At 73.9% G+C, this 25,386-nt stretch carries 20 protein-coding genes; 11 read left to right on the top strand and 9 right to left on the bottom strand.

The genetic code is table 11. The annotated features are described in order from the left end of the window. Positions 1-55 precede the first annotated feature (55 nt). Both F1C76_01140 and F1C76_01135 read left to right on the top strand, forming a co-directional pair. A complete protein-coding gene (locus F1C76_01140; protein QNG35398.1) occupies positions 56-910 on the top strand; it encodes a hypothetical protein in 855 nt (284 codons plus the stop codon). 146 nt (positions 911-1,056) lie between these two features. Next, a complete protein-coding gene (locus tag F1C76_01135; protein ID QNG35397.1) occupies positions 1,057-1,773 on the top strand; it encodes a hypothetical protein in 717 nt (238 codons plus the stop codon). Between the two features lie 3 nt (positions 1,774-1,776). Here F1C76_01135 and F1C76_01130 read toward each other — a convergent pair whose 3' ends face one another. Both F1C76_01130 and F1C76_01125 read right to left on the bottom strand, forming a co-directional pair. Further along, positions 1,777-2,514, bottom strand: coding sequence for a response regulator transcription factor (locus F1C76_01130; protein QNG35396.1), 738 nt, complete (start codon positions 2,512-2,514; stop codon positions 1,777-1,779). Then, complete coding sequence (locus F1C76_01125) at positions 2,448-3,971, bottom strand: HAMP domain-containing histidine kinase (GenBank protein QNG35395.1); 1,524 nt, start codon at positions 3,969-3,971, stop codon at positions 2,448-2,450. The genes F1C76_01130 and F1C76_01125 overlap by 67 nt, the downstream gene beginning before the upstream one ends. Positions 3,972-4,102: 131 nt before the next feature. On the opposite strand from F1C76_01125, the gene F1C76_01120 reads away from it, so the two are divergent. Then, complete coding sequence (locus tag F1C76_01120) at positions 4,103-4,825, top strand: hypothetical protein (GenBank protein ID QNG35394.1); 723 nt, start codon at positions 4,103-4,105, stop codon at positions 4,823-4,825. A 48-nt stretch (positions 4,826-4,873) separates the two neighbouring features. On the opposite strand, the gene F1C76_01115 is transcribed toward F1C76_01120, so the two are convergent. After that, complete coding sequence (locus F1C76_01115; protein ID QNG35393.1) at positions 4,874-5,608, bottom strand: deaminase; 735 nt, start codon at positions 5,606-5,608, stop codon at positions 4,874-4,876. Continuing rightward, a complete protein-coding gene (gene treZ / locus F1C76_01110) occupies positions 5,608-7,383 on the bottom strand; it encodes a malto-oligosyltrehalose trehalohydrolase (GenBank protein QNG35392.1) in 1,776 nt (591 codons plus the stop codon). Before treZ ends, F1C76_01115 begins: the two co-directional genes overlap by 1 nt. A gap of 89 nt (positions 7,384-7,472) precedes the next feature. On the opposite strand from treZ, the gene F1C76_01105 reads away from it, so the two are divergent. The 4 genes from F1C76_01105 (at position 7,473) to F1C76_01090 (ending at position 12,657) form a co-directional block, all read left to right on the top strand. Then, positions 7,473-9,602, top strand: a complete 2,130-nt coding sequence (locus tag F1C76_01105) for an alpha/beta hydrolase (protein ID QNG35391.1) — start codon at positions 7,473-7,475, stop codon at positions 9,600-9,602. 99 nt (positions 9,603-9,701) lie between these two features. Next, on the top strand, positions 9,702-10,739 hold the full coding sequence (locus F1C76_01100; GenBank protein QNG35390.1) for a secretion protein HlyD: 1,038 nt from the start codon (positions 9,702-9,704) through the stop codon (positions 10,737-10,739). After that, positions 10,736-11,446, top strand: coding sequence for an ABC transporter ATP-binding protein (locus F1C76_01095; protein QNG35389.1), 711 nt, complete (start codon positions 10,736-10,738; stop codon positions 11,444-11,446). Before F1C76_01100 ends, F1C76_01095 begins: the two co-directional genes overlap by 4 nt. Further along, positions 11,443-12,657 (top strand): ABC transporter permease, encoded by a 1,215-nt coding sequence (locus tag F1C76_01090; GenBank protein ID QNG35388.1) that lies wholly within the window; start codon positions 11,443-11,445, stop codon positions 12,655-12,657. Before F1C76_01095 ends, F1C76_01090 begins: the two co-directional genes overlap by 4 nt. A 53-nt stretch (positions 12,658-12,710) precedes the next feature. Here F1C76_01090 and treY read toward each other — a convergent pair whose 3' ends face one another. Further along, complete coding sequence (gene treY / locus F1C76_01085) at positions 12,711-14,999, bottom strand: malto-oligosyltrehalose synthase (GenBank protein ID QNG38915.1); 2,289 nt, start codon at positions 14,997-14,999, stop codon at positions 12,711-12,713. A gap of 47 nt (positions 15,000-15,046) precedes the next feature. Continuing rightward, entirely contained in the window at positions 15,047-17,158 is a 2,112-nt protein-coding gene (gene glgX / locus F1C76_01080; GenBank protein ID QNG35387.1) for a glycogen debranching protein GlgX, read from the bottom strand. A gap of 636 nt (positions 17,159-17,794) precedes the next feature. Between glgX and uvrB the strand changes: the two genes are divergently transcribed. Further along, complete coding sequence (uvrB, locus tag F1C76_01075; protein ID QNG35386.1) at positions 17,795-19,918, top strand: excinuclease ABC subunit UvrB; 2,124 nt, start codon at positions 17,795-17,797, stop codon at positions 19,916-19,918. A gap of 75 nt (positions 19,919-19,993) precedes the next feature. Here uvrB and F1C76_01070 read toward each other — a convergent pair whose 3' ends face one another. From F1C76_01070 to F1C76_01060, 3 genes are read right to left on the bottom strand one after another with little or no spacing between them, the layout of a single operon-like run. Next, complete coding sequence (locus F1C76_01070; GenBank protein ID QNG35385.1) at positions 19,994-20,533, bottom strand: hypothetical protein; 540 nt, start codon at positions 20,531-20,533, stop codon at positions 19,994-19,996. Then, the gene (locus F1C76_01065; GenBank protein ID QNG35384.1) at positions 20,530-21,036 is read right to left on the bottom strand and encodes a hypothetical protein; all 507 of its coding nucleotides are present in this window, start codon (positions 21,034-21,036) and stop codon (positions 20,530-20,532) included. The genes F1C76_01070 and F1C76_01065 overlap by 4 nt, the downstream gene beginning before the upstream one ends. Further along, entirely contained in the window at positions 21,033-21,800 is a 768-nt protein-coding gene (locus F1C76_01060) for a hypothetical protein (GenBank protein QNG35383.1), read from the bottom strand. Before F1C76_01060 ends, F1C76_01065 begins: the two co-directional genes overlap by 4 nt. 132 nt (positions 21,801-21,932) lie before the next feature. Here F1C76_01060 and F1C76_01055 point away from each other — a divergent pair, with 132 nt between their 5' ends. The 3 genes from F1C76_01055 (at position 21,933) to F1C76_01045 (ending at position 25,363) form a co-directional block, all read left to right on the top strand. Then, entirely contained in the window at positions 21,933-22,622 is a 690-nt protein-coding gene (locus F1C76_01055; GenBank protein QNG35382.1) for a response regulator transcription factor, read from the top strand. Further along, on the top strand, positions 22,619-23,989 hold the full coding sequence (locus F1C76_01050; GenBank protein ID QNG35381.1) for a HAMP domain-containing histidine kinase: 1,371 nt from the start codon (positions 22,619-22,621) through the stop codon (positions 23,987-23,989). The genes F1C76_01055 and F1C76_01050 overlap by 4 nt, the downstream gene beginning before the upstream one ends. A 234-nt stretch (positions 23,990-24,223) precedes the next feature. Then, positions 24,224-25,363 carry a TerC family protein gene (locus F1C76_01045; GenBank protein ID QNG35380.1) on the top strand — a complete coding sequence of 380 codons (1,140 nt, stop codon included), beginning with the start codon at positions 24,224-24,226 and terminating at the stop codon, positions 25,361-25,363. Positions 25,364-25,386: the final 23 nt, after the last annotated feature.

Below are 25,386 nucleotides of genomic sequence, written 5' to 3'. Positions count from 1 at the left end.
GACGATGCCCGGCCCCCTCGGGCGCCCGCACGATGACGGGGTGCGCCGACCCCCCGTGAGCCGTGCCCTGGGTGGCCTGGCGCTCGCCGCTGCAGTCGCGGGTCTCCCGGTGGGAGTCGCGCATGCCGAGGACGGGCTCGCACCCGGGGGCAGCTGGTCGACCACGGTGTCACTGCCCGCGTCGTGGGCCGGGCAGGCCGACCGCCTGGGGGTGACCGTGCTCGCCCTGGACCAGGGCGAGAACGGCTGTCTGGCGCCGGAGGTGGCCGCCGGCGACACCACGTGCACCGCGGACGGCGGCGAGCTGGCCGCCCAGGTGGAGGTCACCGCGGAGGCGGGGCGGTACGAGGCAGGCTCGTGCCGGGCCCTGTCCGATCCCGCCGCCCTGGACCTCGGTGGCGGACGGGTCGCGCGCGTCGATGTCGCCGGTCCCGAGTGTCTCGTCCTCACGTTCGCCTTCCCCGACGGCGAGGACGACGACCTCGCGCAGTCGGACACGTTGGCTCTCAGCCTCGGGCTGGTCGCCTCGGGCCCCGGTGGCGCGCTGGGTGGGGAGTCGCTGCCGGCGGAGAGCGACCGACCGGACGTGGCAGCCGGGGCCGGCGGGACCACCTCGCAGGTCGACCTGGGTGCCGCTCCGGTGGCAGCCGGCACCCAGGGGGTGGACCGCGGCTCGTCGACGGCGCGCCCTGCCGACGCCGCCGCGCTGGTGGCCCCGGGGCCGGACACCGTGGGGACCGCGACGGTCGACGTGGCTGTCGGCGGCGATGACGGTGTTGTGCGGGCCACGGCGGCCGGATCGGTGTTCGACGCCCCACTCGCCCTGGGAGCAATCTTCGTGGGCGCATCTGTCCTGTTCTGGGCCTTGTTCGTCCTGGTCCGGCGCCGGCGTCAGGACCAGGTCCGATGACCAGGCGTCGCTCCGTGCTGGTGGCCGTCCTGGCGTGCGCGCTGTGTGGTGGTTGGGCCGGGGCTGGTTCCGGTCATCTGGGTACGTTCGCCCTGCTCAGTGACAGTGCGGCCGTCACCGCCGATGCGGGGGCGGGGACCCTGTGGTTGACGAGGGTCCTCCCCCCGGGGGAGTCGCAGGACCCGGTGGCCCTCGTCGGGCCCGACGCCGGTGCCGAGGTGCTGGTGAGCATCTCGACCTCACGCGAGACGTCGTGGGTGCTGACTGCCCGGGTGCTCCCGGTCGGGGACACGGATGCCGACTGCGGGCCCCTGGCCGGGAACAGCCTCTCCATCGAGGCCAGCGGGGCTGCATCCCGCACGGTGGCGGCGTGCGGTTCCGAGGCCCCGATCGCGCGGGGCACCGGCGCGGCGGTGTCGACCGTCGTGGTGCGGTGGGCCGGAGCCTCTGACGGAGCCGCCTGGGAGGGCCGGGTCCAGCTGGTGGTGACCCAGGAGGGCGGGGGCTTCTCCGGCCGCTTGGACGTCCCCGTCGGGGTGCTCCCCCCGGCACTCCTCCCGCCTCCGGCCGGGGGTCCGGTGGTGCTGCCGCAGACCGAGCTGCCGCCCACGTCCGTCGTGGAGGACGAGGACCCCTCGACCCAGGAGCCTGCGGAGCCTGTGGCGGAGGCGCCCGCCACCGCCTCACCCACCGCCAGCAGCCCGTCGGCCACGACGAGCACACCTGCTCCACCCACCGTGGCGCCCGCGGCCCCGGCGGCCTCGACACCGGTCCCCGCCGAGGCGCCGTCGTCCGACGGACCCCCCACGGACGCGCCGATCAGCACGGAGTCCGGAGCCACCACGCTCCCGGCCGGCGGCTGATGGTCAGGGACCCGTGTCCTCCAGCCAACCTGCGCGACGAGCCACGGCCACCGCCTGCAACTGGGACTGCACGCCCAGCTTGGTGAGCACTGCCCGGATCTGCGTGCGGACCGTCGCCTCGCTGACGTGCGCCGTCCTCGCTATCGAGCCGGCGGCCTGGCCGGCGGCGAGCAACCGGAGCACCTGGGCCTCCCTCGGGCTCAGCTGGCTGAACGCGGCCAGCTGAGCGGCCCGATCACCCCTCACCCGTCGGGCGGCCGCGATGAGCTGGTGTCGTCGACCGGGGTCGGTGACGACGTCGCCCCGCTGAACCATTTCGACGGTCGCGGCGAGGACGTCGAGGTCGACGTCCTTGGGCAGGACGGCGACCGCCCCTCGTTCGAGGGCCGTGCCCCAGACGTGGTCCCCCTGCTCACCGGTCAGGACGATCACCCGACACCCGGTGGACGCCACCTCTGCGACCAGGTCCAGACCGTCCAGGTGCTCGCCGTCCTCACCCGTGCCCAAGCGCAGGTCCAACAGGACGACGGCCGGGGCTGCTCGACCGCAGGCGTCCACCACCTGCGCGGCGGACCGCGGCGACACGAGCACCGGAGAGGACCCGCGGGACTCGAGTGCCAGGGCCACGGCCTGCGCGAAGAGGACGTGGTCGTCCACCACGAGGACCGCACCGTTCACCCGGCGAGCCGGAGACCGTGCAGCGGTGAGGAGCCCTCGGAGCCGGGAGACCGGACGTCGCACGGTGCGACGGGCGTGACCGGCAGGGTCAGACGGAAGTGGGCACCCTCCGCCGCGGGTCGGGCGACGAGGTCCCCGCCGTGTCGCCGGGCCAGGTCGCGGGAGAGAGCGAGGCCGATGCCCTCACCCGGGCTCCCGTCCCGGCGTGCCCCGGCCTCGAAGACACTGTGCCGCTGCAGGTCGCTCAACCCGGGGCCGTCGTCGGTGACCGAGACGGTCAGCTCGTTTCCGACGGTGACCTCGAGGTCGACGACGCTGTCCGCGGCGTGGACGAGGGCGTTGCCCAGCAGGTTGCCCACGATGACGGCGAGCGCGTCCCCGTCGGCGCGGACGGGCGTCTGGCCGGTCCCACTCCACCGGATGCGGAGGCCGCGTTCCCGGTGGACGGCCACGAGGCTGTCCAAGAGGACGTCGAGATCGACGTCGGCGATGACCGGCGTCCGCTCGGGCATGCGCAGCAGGCGTTGCAGTCGGGCCATCTCGGCCGTCGTCGCACGCTCCAACTGCTCGCGCCGGACCGGGTCCGCCCGCACGCTGGGGTGGTGGGCGGCCGAGGCCCCCGCCTGGATCCCGGCGAGGGCCGCTCGGGCGTCGTGCAGGCAACCCCGCGTCTGCTGCAGCTGCAGCTCGTGGTGGGCCAGCTGCTCGATGAGCGCGGCGACGTACCGCTCCTGTCCGTCCAGGGAGTCGGTGATGCGGCGGGCAGCGCCGACAGCTGCGATGACGCCGGCAGTCAGGAGAGCGCCGTCCACGAGACCGGCGGGCACCGCCCCACCGCCGTCCCCGAGCTGTGCGACCGCCGCGCCGGTCGTGGACGCAGCGACGAGGGCGGCCATGGCGGCGATGGCCCTCGATGACGCGCGGCCCCGGTCGCCGAGCGGGTCGACCCTCGCGGCGACCACAGCCACACCGGCCCACAGCCCCGAGGCGCCCAGGAAGCCGAGGGCGAGAGCCGCGCGCACCGTGGCCGGGTCCGGGGCAGCCAGCAGTCCGGTGAGGACGGTCCCCGCCGCCACCACCGAGCCCACCAGTGTCCGGGCCAGCCAGCGCCGGACGTGGGGGACGGCGGCGCGCAGGGCGAGGACGGCGGCCGTGGCGTAGGCGGCAGCGTGCACACCTCGTGCCAGGACGGCACCCTGTGCGTCGAGCAGGACGAGCACCGCGAACGAGGCAGGCAGCTGCAGCCCGAGCGTCGCCAGCGCCAGGCCGAGCCGCGTGCTGGTCAGGTTCCCGGTGACCCGACCGCGAAGGAGGTGGCCGGCGCCAGCGGCCAGGAAGGCCAGCGCGGCAGCGACCTCGAGCAGCTGGTGGCGGTCGGTCCCCGGCGAGACGACCACGACGACGACGCCGAGAGCCACGAACCCAGTGGCGGGGCTGGACAGGACCCGGCCGAACCGGTCGAGGACCTGGTGTCGCGTGGACTGCTGGGAGCCGACGACCGACCCCTGACGTACGTGCATCGAGTGACCCCCCGTGGTCGCCAGTGACGACATCACACGAACGGGTGTCAGTCCATGACCTGAGAGTCACGAAACTGAACGGTTCCGTCACGACACGCGGCCACGTCTGTCGCAGATCAACAGAAGTGACGATGTGGGGCCCCTCCGCCTTCGGAGAGCCTCCTCGTGTTCGCCAGGCAGGGGCCGGCGAGAAGGCGTCGCGGAGCGACGAACACGTCAGGAGACACACCGTGAAGAAGATCGTTCTCGCCTCGGCCGCCATGGGCGGCGCTGCGCTGGTCGCATTCGGCGCCAGCGGCACGTTCGCCGCATTTTCGGACCAGGAGTCGTCCGTGCTCCCCGAGGCTTCAGCCGGCACGCTTTACCTGAACGCCGCCGGACAGTCCGCGTCGTCAGATGGTGACGTGTCCCAGATCGTCCCGACCCAGACGGTCACGTTCGCCACGCCCGTGCAGAACGCAGGCAATCTCGACGGCATCCTCAAGGGGACCCTCGTTCTCCAGGGCAACGAGGAAAACAGCTGCGTCGGGCCGGAGATCGGTGCCGACACCTCGTGCGCGGGTACCGGAGCAGGGGAGCTGGCTGGACAGCTGCAGGCAACCAGCGGTTACCGCGTCCTCGCGGCCGGCGAGACGTGTGACGAGGACACCCCCACCATCGACACCACCTTCAGGGGGACCCTCCTGCAGCTGGTGAGTGCCGGCTCTGGCCTTGCTCCCATCGCAGCGGGAACGACGGTCTGCTCAGTCATCACCGTGACCCTCCCCGAACTGGGAGCGACGAACAACCTGGTGCAGAGCGACTCGATCCAGCTTCGTTTCGACTTCGAGCTCACGCAGGACACCAGCGTCTGAGGAACGTCAACGGGCGGCCGGGGCTCGTATGGCCGCCCGTTGACCATCTCAGCTGTTCAACACGTACCGCCCGAAGACGGCGCCGTCCTCCTCCAGGAGGTGGATCAGCTGGGCTCGGGCCGGGTCGGGCAGCCCGTGCCCGCCCAGCAGCCCAGGGGCGCCGCCGACCAACAGGGGGGCGATCGTCAGGCACAGCTCGTCGACCACGCCGGCGGCCACGGCGGAACCGAACAGCGTGGGGCCGCCCTCGCAGAGCACGTGGGTGAGGCCGCGTTCGGCGAGGGCGTCCAGGGCGGCGGGCAGGTCGACGTCGTCGTCGCCGCAGACCAGCACCTGCACCCCGGCCGCCGTCAGCACGGCCCGTCGGCCGGGGTCGCTCGCGGCGCAGGTGACCAGGTGGGTGGGGGAGACGGCGTCGGTCACCAGCCGGTCGGTCGGCAGCAGCGAGGCGTGCCTCGACACCACGACCACGGGGGCCGTCGCCGACCGGCCCAGCTCGGCGCGGATGCGGCCGACCGGGGAGTCGGGGGTGAGCGGCCGGTAGCCCTCGGCGGCCGCGGTGCCCCGGCCGACCAGGACGGCGTCCGCCCAGGCCCGCAGCACCCGGAAGACCGCCTTGTCCGCGGCCGAGCCCAGCCCGCTGCTGAGCCCGTCGACGCTCGTGGCGCCGTCCAGGGCCGCCACGAACCCCGCCCGGACGTGTCGGCCGGGCGGGGGGCGGTAGGTCTCGGCGAGCGTGGCAGCGTCCAGCAGCCCTGCCGCCGGTGGCAGCAGGGCCCGCATCAGCGGGTGCTCAGCACGGCCGCGGACTGCGCCGGCAGGGTGACCGCGTGCCCGTCGACCCCGGGGAGCTCCCCGGTGGCGAACAGCACCCCGGTGGCCTCGACGTCCAGGTCGACCTCGCGCGGCTCGTCGGCCAGGTTCACCGCCACCCGGAGCGACCCGCGGTGGACGACCAGCCAGCGGTCGGCGTCGTCCCACTGCACCTGCACCTGGGCCAGGTGCGGGTCGACCAGGTCGGGGTGCGTGGACCGCAGCGCGAGCAGCGCGCGGTGCACCCGCAGCAGGTCGGCGTGCGGCTGCTGCTCCAGCTCCGACCAGTCCAGCTTGGAGCGCAGGAAGGTCTCCTCGTCCTGCGGGTCCGGCACGACCGCGGCGTCCCAGCCGTGCGCGGCGAACTCCCCGATCCGTCCCTCGGCGGTGGCCTTGCCCAGCTCGGGCTCCGGGTGGCTGGTGAAGAACTGCCACGGGGTGCTGGCGCCCCACTCCTCGCCCATGAACAGCATCGGGGTGAACGGGCTGGTCAGCGTGATGGTGGCGCCGACGGCGAGCAGCGCGGGGGAGAGGTCGGCCGAGACCCGGTCACCGACGGCGCGGTTGCCGATCTGGTCGTGGTCCTGCAGGTAGGCCAGGAACTTCCAGCCCGGCAGCGCCTGGGTGTCCACCGGCCGGCCGTGGTGCCGGCGGCGGAAGGACGACCACGCACCGTCGTGGAAGAACGCCCCGGTGAGCACCTTGGCGAGCCCGCCCAGGCCGGCCTCGGCGAAGTCCCGGTAGTAGCCCTGGCCCTCGCCGGTCAGCACCGCGTGCAGGGAGTGGTGGAAGTCGTCGGACCACTGCGCGGTGAGCCCGATCCCGCCGGCGACCCGGGGGGTGACCATGCGCGGGTCGTTGAGGTCGCTCTCGGCGATCAGGGTCAGCGGGCGGCCCTCGGCGACGCTCAGCGCGTCGACCTCGGCGGCCATCTCCTCCAGCACGTGGGTGGCCCGCTCGTCGACCAGGGCGTGCACGGCGTCCAGCCGGAGCCCGTCGACGTGCATGTCGCGCAGCCACATGACCGCGTTGTCGATGACGTAGCGGCGCACCTCGTCGGAGTCCGGGCCGGACAGGTTCACCGAGTCGCCCCAGGTGTTGGCCCCGCCCTCGCTGAACACCGGGAAGAACTCGGGCAGGTAGTTCCCCGACGGGCCCAGGTGGTTGTAGACGACGTCCTGGATGACGGCCAGCCCGCGCTGGTGGCAGGCGTCGACGAAACGCTGGTAGCCCGCCGGCCCGCCGTAGCCTTCGTGGACGGCGTACCAGGCGACGCCGTCGTAGCCCCAGTTGTGCGTGCCGTTGAACCCGTTCACCGGCAACAGCTCCACGAAGCTGACCCCCAGCTCGACCAGGTGGTCCAGCCGGGCGATCGCGGCGTCGAAGGTGCCGGCCTCGGTGAAGGTGCCCACGTGGAGCTCGTAGACCACACCGCCGGCCAGCGGGCGGCCGGTCCAGGTGCGGTCCACCCATCGGTACGCGGCCGGGTCGAAGCGGCGGGACAGACCGTGCACCCCGTCGGGCTGACGGCGCGAGCGCGGGTCGGGCCGGGCCGGGGTGGTGTCGTCCAGCAGGAACCCGTAGTCGGCCTCGGCCGGGGCCGGCACGGTCACCCGCCACCAGCCCTCGTCGTCCCGGGTCATGTCGTGCACGGCGGCATCGGGGCCGGCCCCCAGTTGGAGGCGGACCCGCTCGGGCACCGGCGCCCAGACGGTGAACTCGACGGGCTGGTCCGGGGACGACATGGGAGTGGATCCTCCAAGGGGGTGGGACTGTCGGTGGCCGGGACGACTATGCCCGTGTGGACCCCACGCAACCCCGCCCCGGTGTCGAGGTGACCGGTCGCACCGTGGAGCTGCGGGTGCACGGGGTCAGCGGCACCTCCCCGGAGGACCTGCTCGGCGAGCCGGTCGTCACCCAGGTCGCCGGCGACGGCTTGGGCCGGTTCTTCCGCCCGGTCGCCCCGCGGGCCGACGGGACGGTGCTGGAGGGCTACCACTGGGCGCTGTTCACCTCCGGGAGCTGGCGGCAGGGGCTGTGGTTCCTGCTGCTGCCCTTGGGGCTGGCGAACCTGGCCGCGCACGCCCTCCCGGCCGGGCGGACTGGCCCGGAGCGCGTCGTCGCGCTGGCCGCCCTCCGGCTGCTGGGTGCCGCGCTGACCGCGACGCTCGCGCTGGGCGCGCTGACCGTGCTCGTCGACCTCGTCGCGGTGCAGGGTCCGGGCCGGGGCCGGCCCTGGGCCGTCGTCACCGGGCTCGCCGTGGTGGTCGGGGTGCTGGCCGTCGTCGCGCTCCTGGGCCGCGGGCGGGTCCCGGCACCGCCACCGGGTCCGCAGGCCGTGGTGGCCCCCGACGTGCCGCGCACGGTGCTGGCCGACCCCGGCTTCGGCGCCGGTGACCCCGACGTGCCGGTGCTCCGCCGGTTGCACGTGCTGGTGGGGTTGCTGGTCCTGGCCGTGCCCGGGTGGACGGCGGCAGGGCTGGCCTGGGTGCCTGCCGCGGCGGCGGCGGTCACGGGGGCGGTGGTGCTCGGGCTGGGCGACCCACGGACGCCGGGCCGGTGGTGGCGTCGGGCCGGCCCGGTCGCCCGGCGGCCGGTGGCGGTCCTCGCCGCCGTGGGTGTCGGCGCGGGCGCGGTGCTGGCGACGGTCGGTGGTCGACTGCTGGTCGGTGACACGGGCGACCGGCTCGTGGGGCTCGGTGGTGCGCTGACCACGCTCGTCGTCACCGGGGCGGCGTGCCTGGTGGTGCTGCTCGGCGCGGTGCTCCTCGGCCGGCGCGGTGCCGCGCCGGTGCCGGCGCCGTTCCGCCCGCTCGCGGCGGGTCTGTCGGCCTGGGTGGTGGCCGTGGTCGCCGCCGCCCTGGGCCTGGGGTTCACCGCCGGGCTGGTCTGGGCCACCCGGCGGGTGCTGGGCGGTGAGGTCGCCGGGGTCTACCGGGCCACCGCGGCCGGCTGGGGTGTCGCGGTCGTGGGTCTGGCCGCGGTCGGTGTCGCCGTGCTGGTGGCCCGGGCCCGGTCGGCGCCCGGCCGGCGCTCGAGGGCCGCGGCCTCCTACCCACCGGGAACCGACGGGCGGGTGGTCGAGAGCGCCGCGACCGGGCTGTGGCTGGCCGGGCTCCGGTCCTGGGCGCCCGGCGTGCTGGTCGGGCTGGCGGCGCTGACCGTGCTGGCGGCCGGGGTCCTGCTGGCCGGGCTGGCCGGGGTGCCGCTGCCCGACGCCGGACCCGTCGGCCGGGTGCTGGTCGGGGTCGGCACGGTGGCCCTGGTGGGCTTCGCGGTCGGGCTGCTGCTGGCGGGTCGGGGCGCGGTGCTGCACCCCGCGGTCCGCCGAGGGGTCAACGTGCTCTGGGACGTCGTCGCGTTCTGGCCCCGCGAGGTGCACCCCGTCGTCCCGCCGCCCTACTCGCGGCGGGCGGTCGGCGACGTGGCCACCCGGGTGGGGTGGCTGCTGACCCGGGGCGGGGCCGACCGGGTGACGCTGGTCGGCTACAGCCAGGGCAGCCTGATCTGCCTGGCCGCCCTGCTGCAGGTGCCACCCGGGCTGCGGCCCCGGGTCGCGCTGGTCACCCACGCCTCCCAGCTCCGGCTGGTCTACGCCCGGGTGTTCCCGCGGGCGGTGCCGGTGGCGCTGCTGCGCTGGACGCTCGGGGTGCTGGACGGGCGGTGGTCGAGCCTGTTCCGGGCGACCGACCCGTTCGGCGGGCCGGTCTTGGCGTGGGACCGCAGCCCCGACGGGGGCCTGCTGACCTCGACCCGGCTGACCGCCGACGGCCAGGACGACGGCGACGACGTCGTCGGTGCCGACGGCGTGCGGGTGTCCGGTACCGAGTGGCGGCTGCCCGACCCCGCGGTGGTGGACCCGCAGGAGCGGTCGTGGCCCGGCCGGCGCGGGCACACCGACCACACCCGGGACCCGGCGTGGCCGGCTGCCCTGGCCGCGGTCTGGCGTCCTCCCGGGGGGTGACACGACACGGCACCGGATCGGTCCGGGGGAGGATCCGCAACCGACTCGGCGCCGCTACCTTGCTGGTCACAGCCCCACCGACGTACGAGACGAGCCGCCATGAGGGTCCTGCGCACCCTGGTCTTCCCCGGTCTGAGGTTGCTGGTGTGGGCGGTGATCGCGGTGGCCCTGGTCGTGCTGGCCTTCCGGGGCTCCGGCGCCGGCGAGGCCTCCGCGGACGGTGCCACCACCCCACCCGCGGTGGACCTGGAGAGCCCTCAGGTGCCCGTCTCCCTCGGGACGGTGCAGAACACCGTGACCGTCACCGGCACCGTCGTCGCCGACCCCGCGGTGCCGGTCAAGGCGACGGCGATCGGGGAGGTGCGTCGGCTGCTCGTCGCCCCGGGCGCGGTGGTCGCCGCCGGCGACGGTCTGCTCACGATCACCGTCACCACCGAGCGCGACCCGGTGACCACGACCGACGCCGAGGGCACCGAGACGGTCACGCCGCGGGAGCCGCTGGTCACCGTCTCCACGGTCACCGCGACCGCAGCCGGCACGGTCACCTCGCTCGACGTCCTGGTGGAGCAGGTGGTGGCCGTCGGGGACGTCGTGGGGCAGATCAGCCCCGGCACGCTGTCGATCAGTGCGCCCCTCACCCAGGACGACCAGTTCCGGCTGCTCACCCCGCCGGCCGCGGCCGACGTCACCGTCCAGGGCGGGCCGGCGCCGTTCACCTGTTCCGGGCTGACCCTGGGTGCCCCGCCGGCGTCCACCGGCGACGGCACGGGGACGACGGGCGGGTTCGACCCGACCACCGGGGCCACCACCACCGGGACCACCGCCCGGTGCGCGGTCCCCGCGGGGACCCCGGTGTTCGCCGGGATGGCCGCCTCCGTGGCGGTCCAGGCCGGCACCGCGGCCGACGTCCTCACCCTGCCGGTCACCGCCGTCCAGGGCTCGGTGCAGGCCGGCAACGTCTGGGTCGTGGGAACCGACGGCGAACCCGTGTCGACCCCGGTCACCCTCGGGCTCACCGACGGCCTCCTGGTCGAGGTCACCGGCGGCGTCACCGAGGGCCAGCTGGTGCTGGAGTACGTCCCCGTCGCCGACGACACCCCGGTCGACGCCGGGACGGGCTTCGGGTACGGCGGGTGAGCCAGCTCCAGCTCACCGGGGTGGGCCGCGACGTCCGGCTGCCCGACGGCGGCGTGCTGCCGATCCTCACCGGCGTCGACCTCACCGTGGCCGCCGGCGAGCACGTCTCGATCGTGGGCCGCTCCGGATCGGGGAAGTCGACCCTGCTCAACGTGCTCGGGCTGCTGGACAGCCCCACGGCGGGGGAGTACCTGCTCGACGGCCAGGACACCGCCCGGCTGCGTGGCCGGCGGCGGGCCCGGCTGCGCGGGGAGTGCTTCGGGTTCGTGTTCCAGCAGTTCAACCTGCTGCCCCGGCGCACGGCGGCGGAGAACGTCGCCGCCCCGCTGCTCTACGCCCGCGGGAAGGACTTCCTCCGCCGCGGCCGGACCGCCCGGGAGGTGCTCGACCGGGTCGGGCTGGGCGACCGCGCCGACCAGGTGCCCGAGCGGCTGTCCGGCGGCGAGCAGCAGCGGGTGGCCATCGCCCGGGCGCTGGTCCGCCGTCCCCGCGTGGTGCTGGCCGACGAGCCCACCGGCGCGCTGGACGTCGAGACCGGCCGGGCGGTGATGGCCCTGCTCGCCGAGGCCGCCGCCGAGCAGGGTGCGGCCCTGGTGACGATCACCCACGACCTCGCGGTCGCCGCGCTGGCCGACCGCCAGCTGCGCCTCGAGGCCGGCCGGCTGACACCGATGACGGCCGCCGAGACCGCGGCGGCGACCTCGTGACCGGGCTGCTCGGGGTGCTCGCGGAGGCCTGGAGCGAGGTCCGGGTGCACAAGGCCCGGGTGGTGCTCTCCCTGGTCGGGGTCTTCCTCGCCGTGTTCGCGATGACCGCGGTGACCGCGCTGGGGCTGATCGTGGCCCAGGTGCAGCAGGAGCAGGCGGAGCGGTACGGCGGCCGGCCGGCGACCATCTCCGTCAGTGGCTACGACCCGATGACCGGCCTGCCGCCGGCCGCCGCGGAGTGGGACGCCGCGACCGGGGACCTGCTGGACCGGTACGGGGTGTCGGAGTTCGCCACCTTCCGCAGCAGCAGCGCGCTGTTCCGGCTGCCGGCCGGCACCCAGGAGCTGCCGACGATGGAGGTGTCGCCGTCCTACGGGGAGCTGCACCGGATCGAGCCGGTCGCCGGGCGGTGGCTGGTCGACGCCGACCGGGACTCGCTGTCCCCGGCGCTCGTGGTCAACGAGTTCGTGCTGGCCCAGATGGGCGGCGGGGAGTTCACCGGGCCCCGCAGCGTCGTCCTCGGCGGCGCCCGGCCGGTCACCGCGACCGTGGTGGGGGTGCTGAAGAACGACGGCGGGGAGTACCCGCTGGTGTACCGCGTCGACCGCTCGGGGCTCGGGGTGGCCGACACGACCGTCTCCAGCAGCTACGGGTTCGGGCCCACCACGCTGGAGCTGTGGGTGCCGCCGGAGCAGGCCGACGCAGTGGTCGCCGCGGTGGGCAACGACCTGTCGCTGGTGCTGCCCGGCCTGCAGGTCGACGCCTACCGGATGGACTCACCCGGGGTCGCCGACAGCCTGGACGTGCTGCGGTTGGCCATCCGCGGGGCCGGGGCCGTCGTCCTGCTGCTGGGCGGGCTCGGGGTCTTCAACGTCGGGATGATGGCCGTCCGCCAGCGGGTGCGGGAGATCGGCATCCGGCGCAGCTTCGGGGCGACGTCGTCCCGGGTCTTCGGCGCGATCATGCTCGAGTCGGTGGTCGCCACCCTGCTCGCCGGACTGGCCGCCGTGGGACTCGCCGTGGTGGTGGTGGCGAACCTGCCGATCGAGCAGTGGTTCAACGGCGGGGTGCCGATCGCCGACGAACCGGGCTTCCCGGTGCAGGCCGCCCTCGAGGGCCTGGTCGCCGCCGCCGGCGTCGGAGCGCTGGCCGGCCTGCTCCCCGCGCTGCTGGCGGTGCGCGTCAAGGTCATCGACGCCATCCGCTTCTGAGCGAGGACCTCCTCGCCCCCGACGTGCTCGTAGGGGGGCGAGGAAGTCCTTCGTCAGTCCTTGACCAGCAGCGCGACCGGGAGGGCCGTGAGCAGCTCGGCCACCGAGACGCCGTGCGCGTCGGAGACGACGCGGGTGCCGGTGAGCAGGTCGCGCCAGCCGCCGTGGGACAGCTCGAGGGCGGTGTCGCCCCACCCGGTGGCGGCCAGGCCGACCGGCAGCCGGGTCGCGACGGTCACGACGCCGCCCCGGTCGAAGGCCACCGCGTGGTCGGCCGCCGACCCGGTCACGCCGACCGGCTCGTAGCGGGAGAACGACCCGGGGGAGTCGCGCCGGTGCCGGAGCACCCGGGAGACCACCAGCAGCTTGGCCGCGCCCGAGGCGTCCACGGCCGGGACGGCGCCGTCGTCCAGACCGGCGAGCAGCTCCCGCCGGGCCCGGTAGTCCACCGGACGGCGGTTGTCCGGGTCGACCAGGCTGAAGTCCCACAGCTCGGTGCCCTGGTAGACGTCCGGGACCCCGGCGATGGTGAGCTGCAGCAGCTTCTGGGTCAGCGAGTTCGACCAGCCGGGCGGGGTGATCCGCGCGACGAAGGCGTCGATCTCCGACCGGGTGGTCGGGTCGTCGAACGCCGCGTCGACCATCGCGTGCAGGGCTGCCTCGAACTCCTCGTCGGGTGCGGTGTACGTGGTCGACGTGCCGGCCTCGCGGGCGGCCTTCTCCACGTAGGCCTGCGCCCGCTCGCGGGACAACGGCCAGGCCCCGACCAGGTTCTGCCACACCAGGTGCGCCAGCGGACGGTCGGCCAGCGGGTGCCGGGCCAGCCAGCCCCGCACCAGCCCGGCCCACTCCTCGGGCAGCTCGGCGAGCACGGCGAGCCGGGCCCGCACGTCCTCGCTGCGCTTGGTGTCGTGGGTGGACAGCGTGGTCATGGAGACCGACCGCTCGGCCGCCCGGTGCTCCTGGGCGGCGTGGAAGTCCGCGACCGAGATGCCGAAGTGCGCGGGGTCGCCGCCCACCTCGTTGAGCATCACGAACCGGGCCCACCGGTAGTAGGCGCTGTCCTCCACGCCCTTGGCCATGACCGGGCCCGAGGTCTGCTCGAAGCGGGTGGCCAGCTCGGTGTGCGGGGTGGCCAGCAGCGGGTGCAGCCCGTCGACCGCGGCGGTGAGGTCGGGTCGACGCTCCCGGACGGCTGCGACGGTGGCGTCCAGGTGCGACCGGCCCTCGGGCAGGTAGGTGCGGTACACCGGGAAGGAGGCGAGCAGCTCGGCGAGCCCCTCGACGACCTGCTCGGCCGGGACCCCGGGGAGGTCGCCGACCAGCCGGGCCAGCCGGGCGACCTCGGAGCCGAGGATGCCGTCGGTGACCTCGCGCTTGGTGCCGTGCACCAGCTCGGCGTAGTCGACCTCGTGGCCCACCAGCTCGGTGTCCAGCGCGGTCAACGCGGCCTCGCCGGCCGGGTCGACGAGCACGCCGTCGACCTCGGACAGCGCGTCGTACCCGGTGGTGCCCGCGGTGGCCCAGTCGTCGGGGAGCTGCTCGCCGGGCTCCAGGATCTTCTCCACCACGGTCCAGCGGCGGCCGCTGGCCTCGGCGAGCCGGTCCAGGTACTGCTGCGGGTCGGCCAGCCCGTCCGGGTGGTCGATCCGCAGCCCGTCGACCAGGCCCTCGGACACCAGCGACACCGCCAGCTCGTGGGTGGCGTCGAAGACCCGCTGGTCCTCCACCCGCAGCCCGGCCAGGGTGTTGATGGCGAAGAACCGGCGGTAGTTGAGGTCGCCGTCGGCCCGGCGCCAGTCGACCAACTCGTAGTGCTGCCGGTCGTGCACCTCCTGCGGGGTGCCCTCGCCGGTGCCGGGAGCGATCGGGAAGCGGTGCTCGTAGTAGCGGAGCTCGCCGTCCTCGACCTTCAGCTGCGCCACGTCGTCGGCACTGCCCAGGACGGGCACCCGGACCCGACCGCCGCCGAACTCCCAGTCGACGTCGAAGGCGTGCGCGTGCGGGCTGTCCTGGCCCAGCTCGAGCAGCGACCACCACCACTGGGAGGCGTGGGCGTCGTCCACGCCCATGTGGTTGGGCACCAGGTCCAGCACCAGGCCCAGACCGTGCTCGTGCAGTGCGGCGACGAACCGGTCGAGGGCCTCCCGGCCACCGCGCGCCTCGTCGACGTGCGCGTGGTCGGTGGTGTCGTAGCCGTGGTTGGACCCCTCGGCCGAGCGCAGCAGCGGCGAGGCGTAGGCGTGGCTGACGCCGAGGTCGGCCAGGTAACCGGCCAGCGCCGCGCCGGCGTCCAGGGTGAAGTCGGCGTGGAACTGCAGCCGGTAGGTGCCCGAGGGCACCCCCCGGCTGTGCTCCCGGGTCTGCTCCCGTGCCCCCGTGGCCGTGGTCACGAGACGCTGCGCAGGACGACCATGGCCCGGCCCTTGACCGTGACGACGTCGCCGGCGGAGTGCTCGTTGGGGTCCACCGGGCCGAACTCGGCGGTGTCCACGACGACCGACCAGGTCGGGGCGTACTCGTCGGAGGGCAGGGTGAACTCGATGTCCTCGTGCCAGGCGTTGAACGCCAGGATGAAGCAGTCGTCCACCACGGCCTCGCCGCGCTCGTCGGTCGAGCGGATGCCGTTGCCGTTGAGGTAGACCGCGACGCTCTTGGCGTAGTGGGCGTCCCAGTCCTCCTCGCTCATCAGCTCACCGGACGGGGTCAGCCACGCGATGTCGGGGACCGGGTCGCCCTCGCCGCGACCGACCGGACGGCCGTTGAAGAACCGGCGACGGCGGAACGTCGGGTGCGCGTGCCGCAGGTGGGTGACCAGCTTGGTGAACTCGACCAGGCCCTCGTCGACGTCGGACCAGTCGATCCAGGTCAGCTCGGAGTCCTGGCAGTAGCCGTTGTTGTTGCCGCCCTGGCTGCGACCCAGCTCGTCGCCGTGCAGCAGCATCGGGACGCCCTGGGAGAGCATCAGGGTGGCGATGAAGTTGCGGCGCTGCTGGGCGCGCAGGGCGAGGATCTCGGCGTCGTCGGTCTCGCCCTCGACGCCGCAGTTCCAGCTGCGGTTGTGGCTCTCGCCGTCGTTGTTGCCCTCGCCGTTGGCCTCGTTGTGCTTGTCGTTGTAGGAGACCAGGTCGTTGATGGTGAAGCCGTCGTGGGCGGTCACGAAGTTGATGCTGGCGACCGGACGACGTCCCGAGTGCTGGTAGAGGTCGGCCGAACCGGTGATCCGGCTGGCGAACTCACCGACCGTGGCGTCCTCGCCGCGCCAGAAGTCGCGCACGGTGTCGCGGTACTTGCCGTTCCACTCGGTCCACAGCGAGGGGAAGTTGCCGACCTGGTAGCCGCCGTCGCCGACGTCCCAGGGCTCGGCGATGAGCTTGACCTGGCTGACGATCGGGTCCTGGTGGACCAGGTCGAAGAACGCCGACAGCTTGTCCACGTCGTGCAGTTCGCGGGCCAGGGTCGAGGCCAGGTCGAAGCGGAAGCCGTCGACGTGCATCTCGGTCACCCAGTAGCGCAGCGAGTCCATGATCAGCTGCAGCGACTGCGGCTGGCGCACGTTGAGGGAGTTCCCGGTGCCGGTGTAGTCCATGTAGAACTGCTCGTCGCCCTCGACGAGGCGGTAGTACGCCTGGTTGTCGATGCCCTTGAACGACAGCGTCGGGCCGTTGTGGTTGCCCTCGGCGGTGTGGTTGTAGACCACGTCGAGGATCACCTCGATCCCCGCCTCGTGCAGGGTGCGGACCATCCCCTTGAACTCCTGCACCTGCATGCCGTTGTCGGTGTTGCTGGCGTACTCGTCGTGCGGGGCGAAGAAGCCGATGGAGTTGTAGCCCCAGTAGTTGCGCAGGCCCTTCTGCTGCAGGGTGTCGTCCTGCACGAACTGGTGCACCGGCATGAGCTCGATCGCGGTCACGCCGAGGTCGGTGAGGTGCTCGATGACCGCCGGGTGCGCGATGCCGGCGTAGGTGCCGCGCAGCTCCTCGGGGACCCGCGGGTGGGTCATCGTCAGGCCCTTGACGTGGGCCTCGTAGATGACGCTCTTGTGGTAGGGCGTGCGCGGGGCGCGGTCGGTGCCCCAGTCGAAGTAGGGGCTGACCACGACGGACTTGGGCATGTGCGCCGCGGAGTCGTCGTCGTTGCGCTCCTGGGTCTCGAAGTCGTAGCCGAAGACCGAGGGGTCCCAGTCGATGCCGCCGTCGATCGCCTTGGCGTAGGGGTCCAGCAGCAGCTTGTTCGGGTTGCAGCGCAGCCCGGCCTCGGGGTCGTACGGGCCGTACACCCGGTAGCCGTAGCGCTGGCCGGCCTGGATGCCGGGCAGGAAGGCGTGCCAGACGAAGGCGTCCATCTCGGGGAGGCGGATGCGGGTCTCGGTGCCGTCGTCGTCGAACAGGCACAGCTCGACCTTCTCGGCCACCTCGCTGAAGATCGCGAAGTTGGTGCCGGTGCCGTCGAACGTCGCCCCGAGGGGGTAGGCGGTACCGGGCCAGACCTGGGTGGTCATGTGGTGGCGTTCCTCCTGCTGTGGGCGGTTCCCGGACGTCCGGGGACCTGCGGGTCGTGCGGGGTGCCGCCGGGGGCGGCTGGTCGGTGACCGGGTCGGGGCTGCGGTGCCCACGGACGGTGCCCACGGACGAGGCGGGGGACACGCGTCCGCCGCGACGATCGGGTCACGGTCGTCGGGAGGAGTCTGCCAAGAGCCGGCCCGGTCCGCCGGGCGTGCGGTGCGTGCCGTCGCGCACGGCCCGGTCGGGCGGTCTGCGGGTGGGACGCGACGAGGCCCCCCACGGTGTCCGTGGAGGGCCTCGAGTCGGGCAGGGGCGGGTCCGGCCGTGCCCGGTGTCCCGGGTGGTACCGGATCTCGTCGTCGCCCCGCGGTACCCGGTGCGTGCCCGGGCCGTTCGGTGCGGCTGACGCTGTCCCCGTCGTCCTGCACCACCGACGCTAGGGCTGGGCACCCGGCCCCACAACCCCCTGTGACGGGGTCTTCACACCCCGTGTGTCACAACCGTGTAATTACGTCCCACACGTCACTCCTGGGGTCGGTGGGACGTCCCGTCGGGGTGCCGGCCAGGGGTGCCGGGAGGGGTCCGGACGTCGTCGCCGGGTTTCTGTCGTACCCCCGTCGTACCGTCGGGGCGTGACGACGAAGACCGGTCTGAAGCCCACGCAGGGCACCTTCGAGGTGATCAGCGAGTTCGTGCCCTCGGGTGACCAGCCGACGGCGATCAAGGAGCTGGCGACCGCGGTCAACGCCGGCCAGAAGGACACCGTGCTGCTGGGTGCCACCGGCACGGGCAAGTCGGCGACCACGGCCTGGCTGATCGAGCAGGTGCAGCGGCCCACCCTGGTGATGGCGCCGAACAAGACCCTCGCCGCGCAGCTGGCCAACGAGTTCAAGGAACTGCTGCCCAACAACGCGGTGGAGTACTTCGTCTCCTACTACGACTACTACCAACCCGAGGCGTACGTCCCGCAGACCGACACCTACATCGAGAAGGACTCCTCGATCAACGAGGAGGTGGAGCGGTTGCGGCACTCGGCCACCCAGAGCCTGCTCACCCGGCGCGACGTCGTGGTGGTCTCCACGGTGTCCTGCATCTACGGCCTGGGCACCCCGCAGGAGTACGTCGACCGGGCGCTGAAGATCTCCCTGGGCCAGGAGCGCGACCGCGACGAGCTGCTGCGCACCCTGGTCACCGAGCAGTACACCCGCAACGACCTGGCCTTCACCCGCGGCACGTTCCGGGTCCGCGGCGACACCATCGAGGTGTTCCCGGTCTACGAGGAGCTCGCGGTCCGGATCGAGATGTTCGGCGACGAGGTCGAGCGGCTGTACTACCTGCACCCGCTCACCGGCGAGGTCGTCCGCGAGGTCCAGGAGCTCTACGTCTTCCCGGCCACGCACTACGTCGCCGGCCCCGAGCGCATGGAACGCGCCATCGGCGGCATCGAGGCCGAGCTCGAGGGGCGGCTGGCCGAGCTGGACAAGCAGGGCAAGCTCCTGGAGTCCCAGCGGCTGCGCATGCGCACCACCTACGACATCGAGATGATGCGCCAGGTCGGCTTCTGCTCCGGGATCGAGAACTACTCCCGGCACATCGACGGCCGTGGCGCCGGCACCGCCGGCTCGTGCCTCATCGACTACTTCCCGGACGACTTCCTGCTCGTCATCGACGAGTCGCACGTGACCGTGCCGCAGATCGGCGGCATGTACGAGGGCGACATGAGCCGCAAGCGCACCCTGGTCGACCACGGCTTCCGGCTGCCCTCGGCGATGGACAACCGCCCGCTGAAGTGGGAGGAGTTCACCGACCGCATCGGTCAGGCCGTCTACCTCTCGGCCACCCCGGGCAAGTACGAGCTGGGCCGCACCCAGGGCGAGTTCGTCGAGCAGGTCATCCGGCCCACCGGCCTGGTCGACCCCGAGATCGTGGTCAAGCCGACCAAGGGCCAGATCGACGACCTGGTGCACGAGATCCGCACCCGCACCGAGAAGGACGAGCGGATCCTGGTCACCACGCTGACCAAGAAGATGAGCGAGGACCTCACCGACTACCTGCTCGAGCTGGGCATCAAGGTGCGGTACCTGCACTCGGAGGTCGACACCCTGCGCCGGGTCGAGCTGCTGCGCGAGCTGCGGCAGGGCGAGTACGACGTGCTGGTCGGGATCAACCTGCTCCGCGAGGGCCTCGACCTCCCGGAGGTGTCCCTGGTCGCGATCCTCGACGCCGACAAGGAGGGCTTCCTCCGCTCGGGCACCTCGCTGATCCAGACCATCGGCCGCGCCGCCCGCAATGTCTCGGGCCAGGTGCACATGTACGCCGACAAGATCACCCCGTCGATGGCCCAGGCGATCGACGAGACCTCGCGGCGCCGGGAGAAGCAGGTCGCCTACAACACCGCCCACGGCGTCGACCCGCAGCCGCTGCGGAAGAAGATCGTGGACATCCTCGACGGCATCTACAAGGCCAGCGAGGAGGCCGAGGCCGCCACCGAGCAGTTCGGCGGGTCCGGTCGCCAGCAGTCCCGGGGGAAGGCCCCGGTCCCCGGGCTGTCCTCGAAGTCCAAGGGCAAGGCCAAGGCGGGGTCGATCGACGTCGAGGGGCTGCCCCGGGCCGCGCTGGCCGACATGATCACCGAAATGAACGACCAGATGCTCTCCGCGGCCCGCGAGCTGCAGTTCGAGGTCGCCGCCCGCCTGCGCGACGAGCTGAACGAGCTGAAGCGGGAGCTGCGGCAGTTCGACCAGGCGCACGCCTGACGCCGGGGCACACCCCGACGGACGAGCCCCGGCCGGCACCCACGGGTGCCGGCCGGGGCTCGGTCGCGTCCGGGGTCAGCCGCCGGGACCGGCGGGGCCACCCGCCGGACCGCCGGCCGGCGGTCCACCCTCAGGGCCGTCCGCCGGGTCGGCCGGACCACCCGGCCCGGGCCGCTCCTCGTCCGCGGCGGCGGGGTCGTCCGCCGGGTCCCCGGGAGCCGGGTCCGTCTCGGTGGGGTCCGTCTCGGTGGGGTCCGACTCGGTGGGGTCCGACTCGGTGGGGTCCGTCTCCGAGGGGGAGGTCGTCGAGACGCTCACCGTGGGGTCCGCGCTGCTGACGTCGGGGCTGATCGCGGCCCCGGCGCCGACGGCGACCCCCACCACCAGGGCCAGCGCGGCCGCGCCGATCGCCGACCCGACGAGCAGTTGCCGCCGACGCCCCGACGGCGCCGCAGGCTCCCGCACCGGGTCCCGGTCCGGGCCGGCGTCGCGCCAGTACTCCCAGTCGTCGTCGGTGCCCCGGGTGCCCAGCGCCCAGGGGCCCACCACGTGGGTGGGCTCCCGGCCGGCCGGCACCGCGGGGAACTCGGCGGTGTCGCCGTCCCGCCAGGTCACCGGGCACCGCCCGGGAGGCCCGGTGCCTGCGTCCGCACCAGGGTCAGCGCCTGGTCCGCGACCGCGGTCGCCGCCGACCCCAGCTGCGAGGCCCGGGCGGTGGCCAGCCACTCCCCGGCGGGGCCGGGTCCGGTGGACAGCAGCGCCAGACCGGCACCCACCAGCACGGCGGCGAGCACGAGCCCGCTGACCGCGCCGGCCGCCCGGTCCAGCAGCGACAGGTGGAGCCGGGCCAGCACGGTGGCCAGGAGGCCGCCGAGCCCACGGCCCAGTGCCGAGCCCAGTGCGCCCACCAGCAGGACCCCGACCACCTCGACGAGCCGGGCGGTGCTGCCGGTCAGGTCGGCGGCGAGTGCCGGCACCACGGCCAGCCCCACGGCGAGGCCGACGACCAGCCCGGCCACCGACCCGGCCAGCCGCAGCCCCCCGCGCCGCCAGCCGGCGACCGCGCCGGCGACCAGGAGCGCCAGCAGGACCAGGTCGACCCAGAGCGGGCCGGTCATCGCGGCCCGACGGCGGTGTCGGTGGCGACCACGGTGTCGTCGGTGACCGTGCCGCTCAGGTGCACGTCGTCACCCACCGCGGGCACCTCGGACAGCGCCGCGGCGTCCACGTCGACGTGCAGGCCGGGGGTGGTGACCACGGTCAGGTCGGTGCCGTCCACGGAGACGACGACGCCGTCCACGTGGGCCAGGGCCTCGCGGACCTCGCTGGCGGTGCCGTCGGTGGCCCGGACCTCGACCCGGTCGCCGGTGGCGAGGTCGGCGACCGACCCCTCCTCGCCGGGGCCGCCGCCGATGCGGGTGTCGTCGGTCAGGGTGAGCTCGTGGGTCTCGCCGGTGTCGTCGGTCAGGGTGAGTGCGGAGTCCGAGACCGCCGTGACGGTCCCGACCAGCCGGTCGCCCTCGGCGCCCGGGCCGCCGGCGGCCGGACCGCCCGCGGGGGCCTCGCCGTCGGCCGGGGGTGTGGGGGCCTCGCCGTCGGCGGGGGGCGTCGGGGCCTCGCCGTCGGCCGGCGGGGTGGGTCGCTCGCCGTCGGCACCGGGGCCGACGGGGCCGTCACCCGGAGCGGGGGCACCGGCGGCCGGGGCGTCGGTGGCGGGCGCCTCGGTGGTGGGGGCTTCGGTGGTGGGGGCTTCGGTGGTGGAGCTGCCGCCGTCGGCGAGGGCGACCCCGCCGCCGAGCAGCACCGCACCGGCGACGGCGCCGCCGACGACCCCGGCGGTCCAGCGGCGGGTGCGGGTGGTGGGGAGAGCGGAGCGGTTCACGGTTCCTCCAGTGCTGGGGGCCGCTCGGAGGAGCGGCGCTGGTCCCCACCGTGTGCGCCGGACCTGAACCCACCCTGAAGCGAGTGCCCCTGGACCGGTTCTTCAGCGCACCTTCAGGGAGCGCGGGGCACCATCGCTGCCGTGCAGACCGAGCAGAGAGCGCGACCCCGGGTGCTCGTGGTCGAGGACGAGACCGCGATCCGGGAGGGAGTGGTGACCGCGCTGGCGGAGGAGGGCTGCCTGGTCGAGGGGCGGGCCGACGGGACGACGCTGGCCGCCGACCTGGCCGGGTTCCGCCCGGACCTGGTCGTGCTCGACGTGATGCTGCCCGGGCGGGACGGGCTGGCGCTGGCCGGAGACGTCCGGGCGGCGGGGGACGCCGGCATCGTCGTCCTCACCGCCCGGGACGCGGTGCCCGACCGGCTGGCCGGCTTCGCCGCCGGAGCCGACGACTACCTGGTCAAGCCGTTCGCGATGGCCGAGCTGGTCGCCCGGGTGCGCGCGGTGCTCAACCGCCGGGGTGCCTGGCCCGGCGCCGTCGAGGTGGGCGACCTGGTGGTCGACGAGCCCGCCGGGACGGCGACCCGCGCCGGGCACCGGCTCGAGCTGACCGCCACCGAGCTGCGGTTGCTGGGCTACCTGGTGGGGGCCCGGGGCCGCACGGTGAGCAAGACCCAGATCCTCACCCAGGTGTGGGGCTACGAGGACTACGACCCCAACCTGGTCGAGGTCCACGTGAGCGCCCTGCGCCGCAAGCTCGAGGCGCACGGCCCGCGGGTGGTGCACACCGTCCGCGGCCTGGGCTACACGGTCCGGACGTGAGCGGGGACGGACTGGCGACGGCGTCGCTGCGCCGCCGGGTGAGCCTGCTGGTGCTGGCCCTGCTCGCGGTGCTGCTGGTCGTCCTCGGGGTGACCGTGGACCTGGCGCTGGGTGCCCAGCTGCGCAGCGACCTGCGGGACCGGCTGGTCGACCGGGCCGAGATCGCGGCCACCCTGGTCGAGCAGGGGCGCACCGACGAGCAGGTCGTCGCCGCGGTCACCGGGGACACCGTCCAGGCCCTGCTGCAGACCGCGGACGGCGAGGAGGTCGGCGGCATCCCCGACCCGCCGGCCGGTCCTGCCGGCGGTCCGGGACCCGGCGGACCGGCGGCGCGCCCGGACCCGGGCCAGGTGCAGGACACCGGCGATGCCTACGTGCTCCAGGAGGAGCTGCCCGACGGCGCCCGGATCACCCTGGTCGCCGACCAGAGTCCCATCACCGACGCGGTCACCCAGCTGCGCTGGGTCCTGGCCGTGGCCGCCGCTGTGACCCTGCTGCTGGCCGCGGCGCTGGTCAGCGGCACGGTGGGGGTGGGCCTGCGGCCGCTGGGGCGGATGACCGGGCTGGCCCGGTCGATCACCTCGGGCGACCGGGGCCGTCGGCTGCGCCCGGACCGGCCGCACACCGAGCTCGGCCGCACCGCCGCCGCCTTCGACGACATGCTCGACGAGCTGGAGGGTGCCGAGCGGCAGGCCCGGCGGGCCGAGGCCGGCATGCGGGACTTGCTCGGGGACGCCGCCCACGAGCTGCGCACCCCGCTGGCCGCCGTCCAGGCCTCGGTGGAGACCGTGCTGCGCGGCGACCCGCCCCGGGAACGCCGGGAGGAGCTGCTGGCCGGGGCGGTGCGGGAGCTGCGCCGGTCCGCGCGGCTGGTCGGTGACCTGCTCGACGTCGCCCGGCTGGACGCCGGCGCCGCGCCCGAGCTCGCGCTGCAGGACGTCGACCTGACCGCCGTGGCCCGGGCGGTCGCCGGCCGGGTCGGGGGAGCGGTGCAGGTCACCGGTCACCCGGTGCTGCTGTCCGCCGATGCCGACCGGGTGGCCCAGGTGCTGGACAACCTGCTGCGCAACGCCGTCCGGGCGGCCGGGCCGGACGGGCGGGTCCGGGTCGCGGTGCACCGGGAGGGTCCCGACGCGGTGGCCGACGTGACCGACGACGGGCCGGGCGTGCCCGAGGCCGACCGCGAGCGGGTGTTCGAACGGCTCGTCCGGCTGGACGCCGCGCGCAGCCGGGACGGGGGAGCGGGTCTGGGCCTCCCCATCGCCCGCGGGCACGCCCGCGCACACGGTGGGGACGTGACCTGCGAGCCGTCCACCGCCGGGGCGCACTTCCGGCTCCGCCTGCCGGTGAGCCAGCCCACCGCCTGACCCGGAACTCCGCGCGGGGCCGGGTCGTTCACGTCTTCGAGTCCGGCACGGGCACTGGTTGGCGTTTGCAAGCGCCACCTGCTGCCGATACCCGGGTTCACGTGGAGGGGAGTATCCCCCGCGGCAGCTGTCGTCAACACGAGGTCGCCATCGACCTCCGGCGCTGTCGGTCGACCCCCGGGTCGGCGGGAGAGACCTCCGGTGCACTTCTGAGACTCACCGGAGGAACCACCGTTGGACGTCCCCATCTGGGTGTGGGCTGTCACCGTCGCTGCGATCGTCGGCATGATCGTCTTCGACTTCGTCGGCCACGTACGCACCCCGCACGCCCCCTCGCTCAAGGAGTCGGCCACCTGGTCGGCCGTCTACGTCGGCATCGCGATCCTGTTCGGTCTCGGCGTCCTGGTCTTCGCCGGCGGCACCTTCGGCGGTGAGTACTTCGCCGGGTACGTCACCGAGAAGGCACTGAGCGTCGACAACCTGTTCGTCTTCGTGCTGATCATGGCCAGCTTCGGCGTGCCACGGGAACTGCAGCAGAAGGTGCTGCTGTTCGGCATCGCCTTCGCGCTGGTCCTGCGCACCGTCTTCATCTTCATCGGTGCCGCGGCCATCGAGAACTACAGCTGGGTCTTCTACCTCTTCGGCGCGATCCTCATCTACACCGCCGTCGTGCAGGCCCGCAGCGGCGGCCACGACGAGGAGGAGGAGTTCAAGGAGAACGGGATCCTCAAGCTCGTCCGCAAGGCCGTGCCGACGACCGAGGAGTACCACTCCGACCGGATGACCACGAAGATCGACGGCAAGCGCTACATCACGCCGTTGTTCATCGCGCTGATCGCCATCGGCACCGCGGACATCATCTTCGCCGTCGACTCGATCCCGGCCATCTTCGGTCTGACCCAGGAGACCTACCTGGTCTTCGCGGCCAATGCGTTCTCCCTGCTCGGCCTGCGTCAGCTGTTCTTCCTCATCGACGGCCTGCTCGACCGCCTCGTGTACCTGGCCTACGGCCTCGCCGTCATCCTCGGGTTCATCGGCATCAAGCTGGTCATCCACGCGCTGCACACCAACGAGCTGCCCTTCATCAACGGCGGCGAGCACATCACCGTGATCCCGGAGATCCCGACCTGGCTCTCCCTGCTGGTCATCCTGCTCACGCTGATCGTCACCACGGTGCTCAGCCTGCGGAAGAACAAGAAGGACGAGGCCGCCGGCAAGGGCCACGCCACGACGGCCGGCGACCCCGGGGCCACGAAGGACGGCCTCCAGGTCCAGGGCCCGGGCGACCGCGACGGCAGCCCGGACGCCACCCCGGCCGACGGTCCGCCCTCCGCCCGCGGAGCGAACGTCACCGGGGGCGGCAGCCAGCGCTGACCCCCGCACCACCCAGCACAGGC

Source organism: Geodermatophilaceae bacterium NBWT11, assembly GCA_014218215.1.
In the GTDB taxonomy this organism is placed as follows: Bacteria; Actinomycetota; Actinomycetes; order Mycobacteriales; family Geodermatophilaceae; genus Klenkia.
Note: the sequence above shows the minus strand (reverse complement) of the source record. Positions and strands in the feature narration are given on the sequence as shown.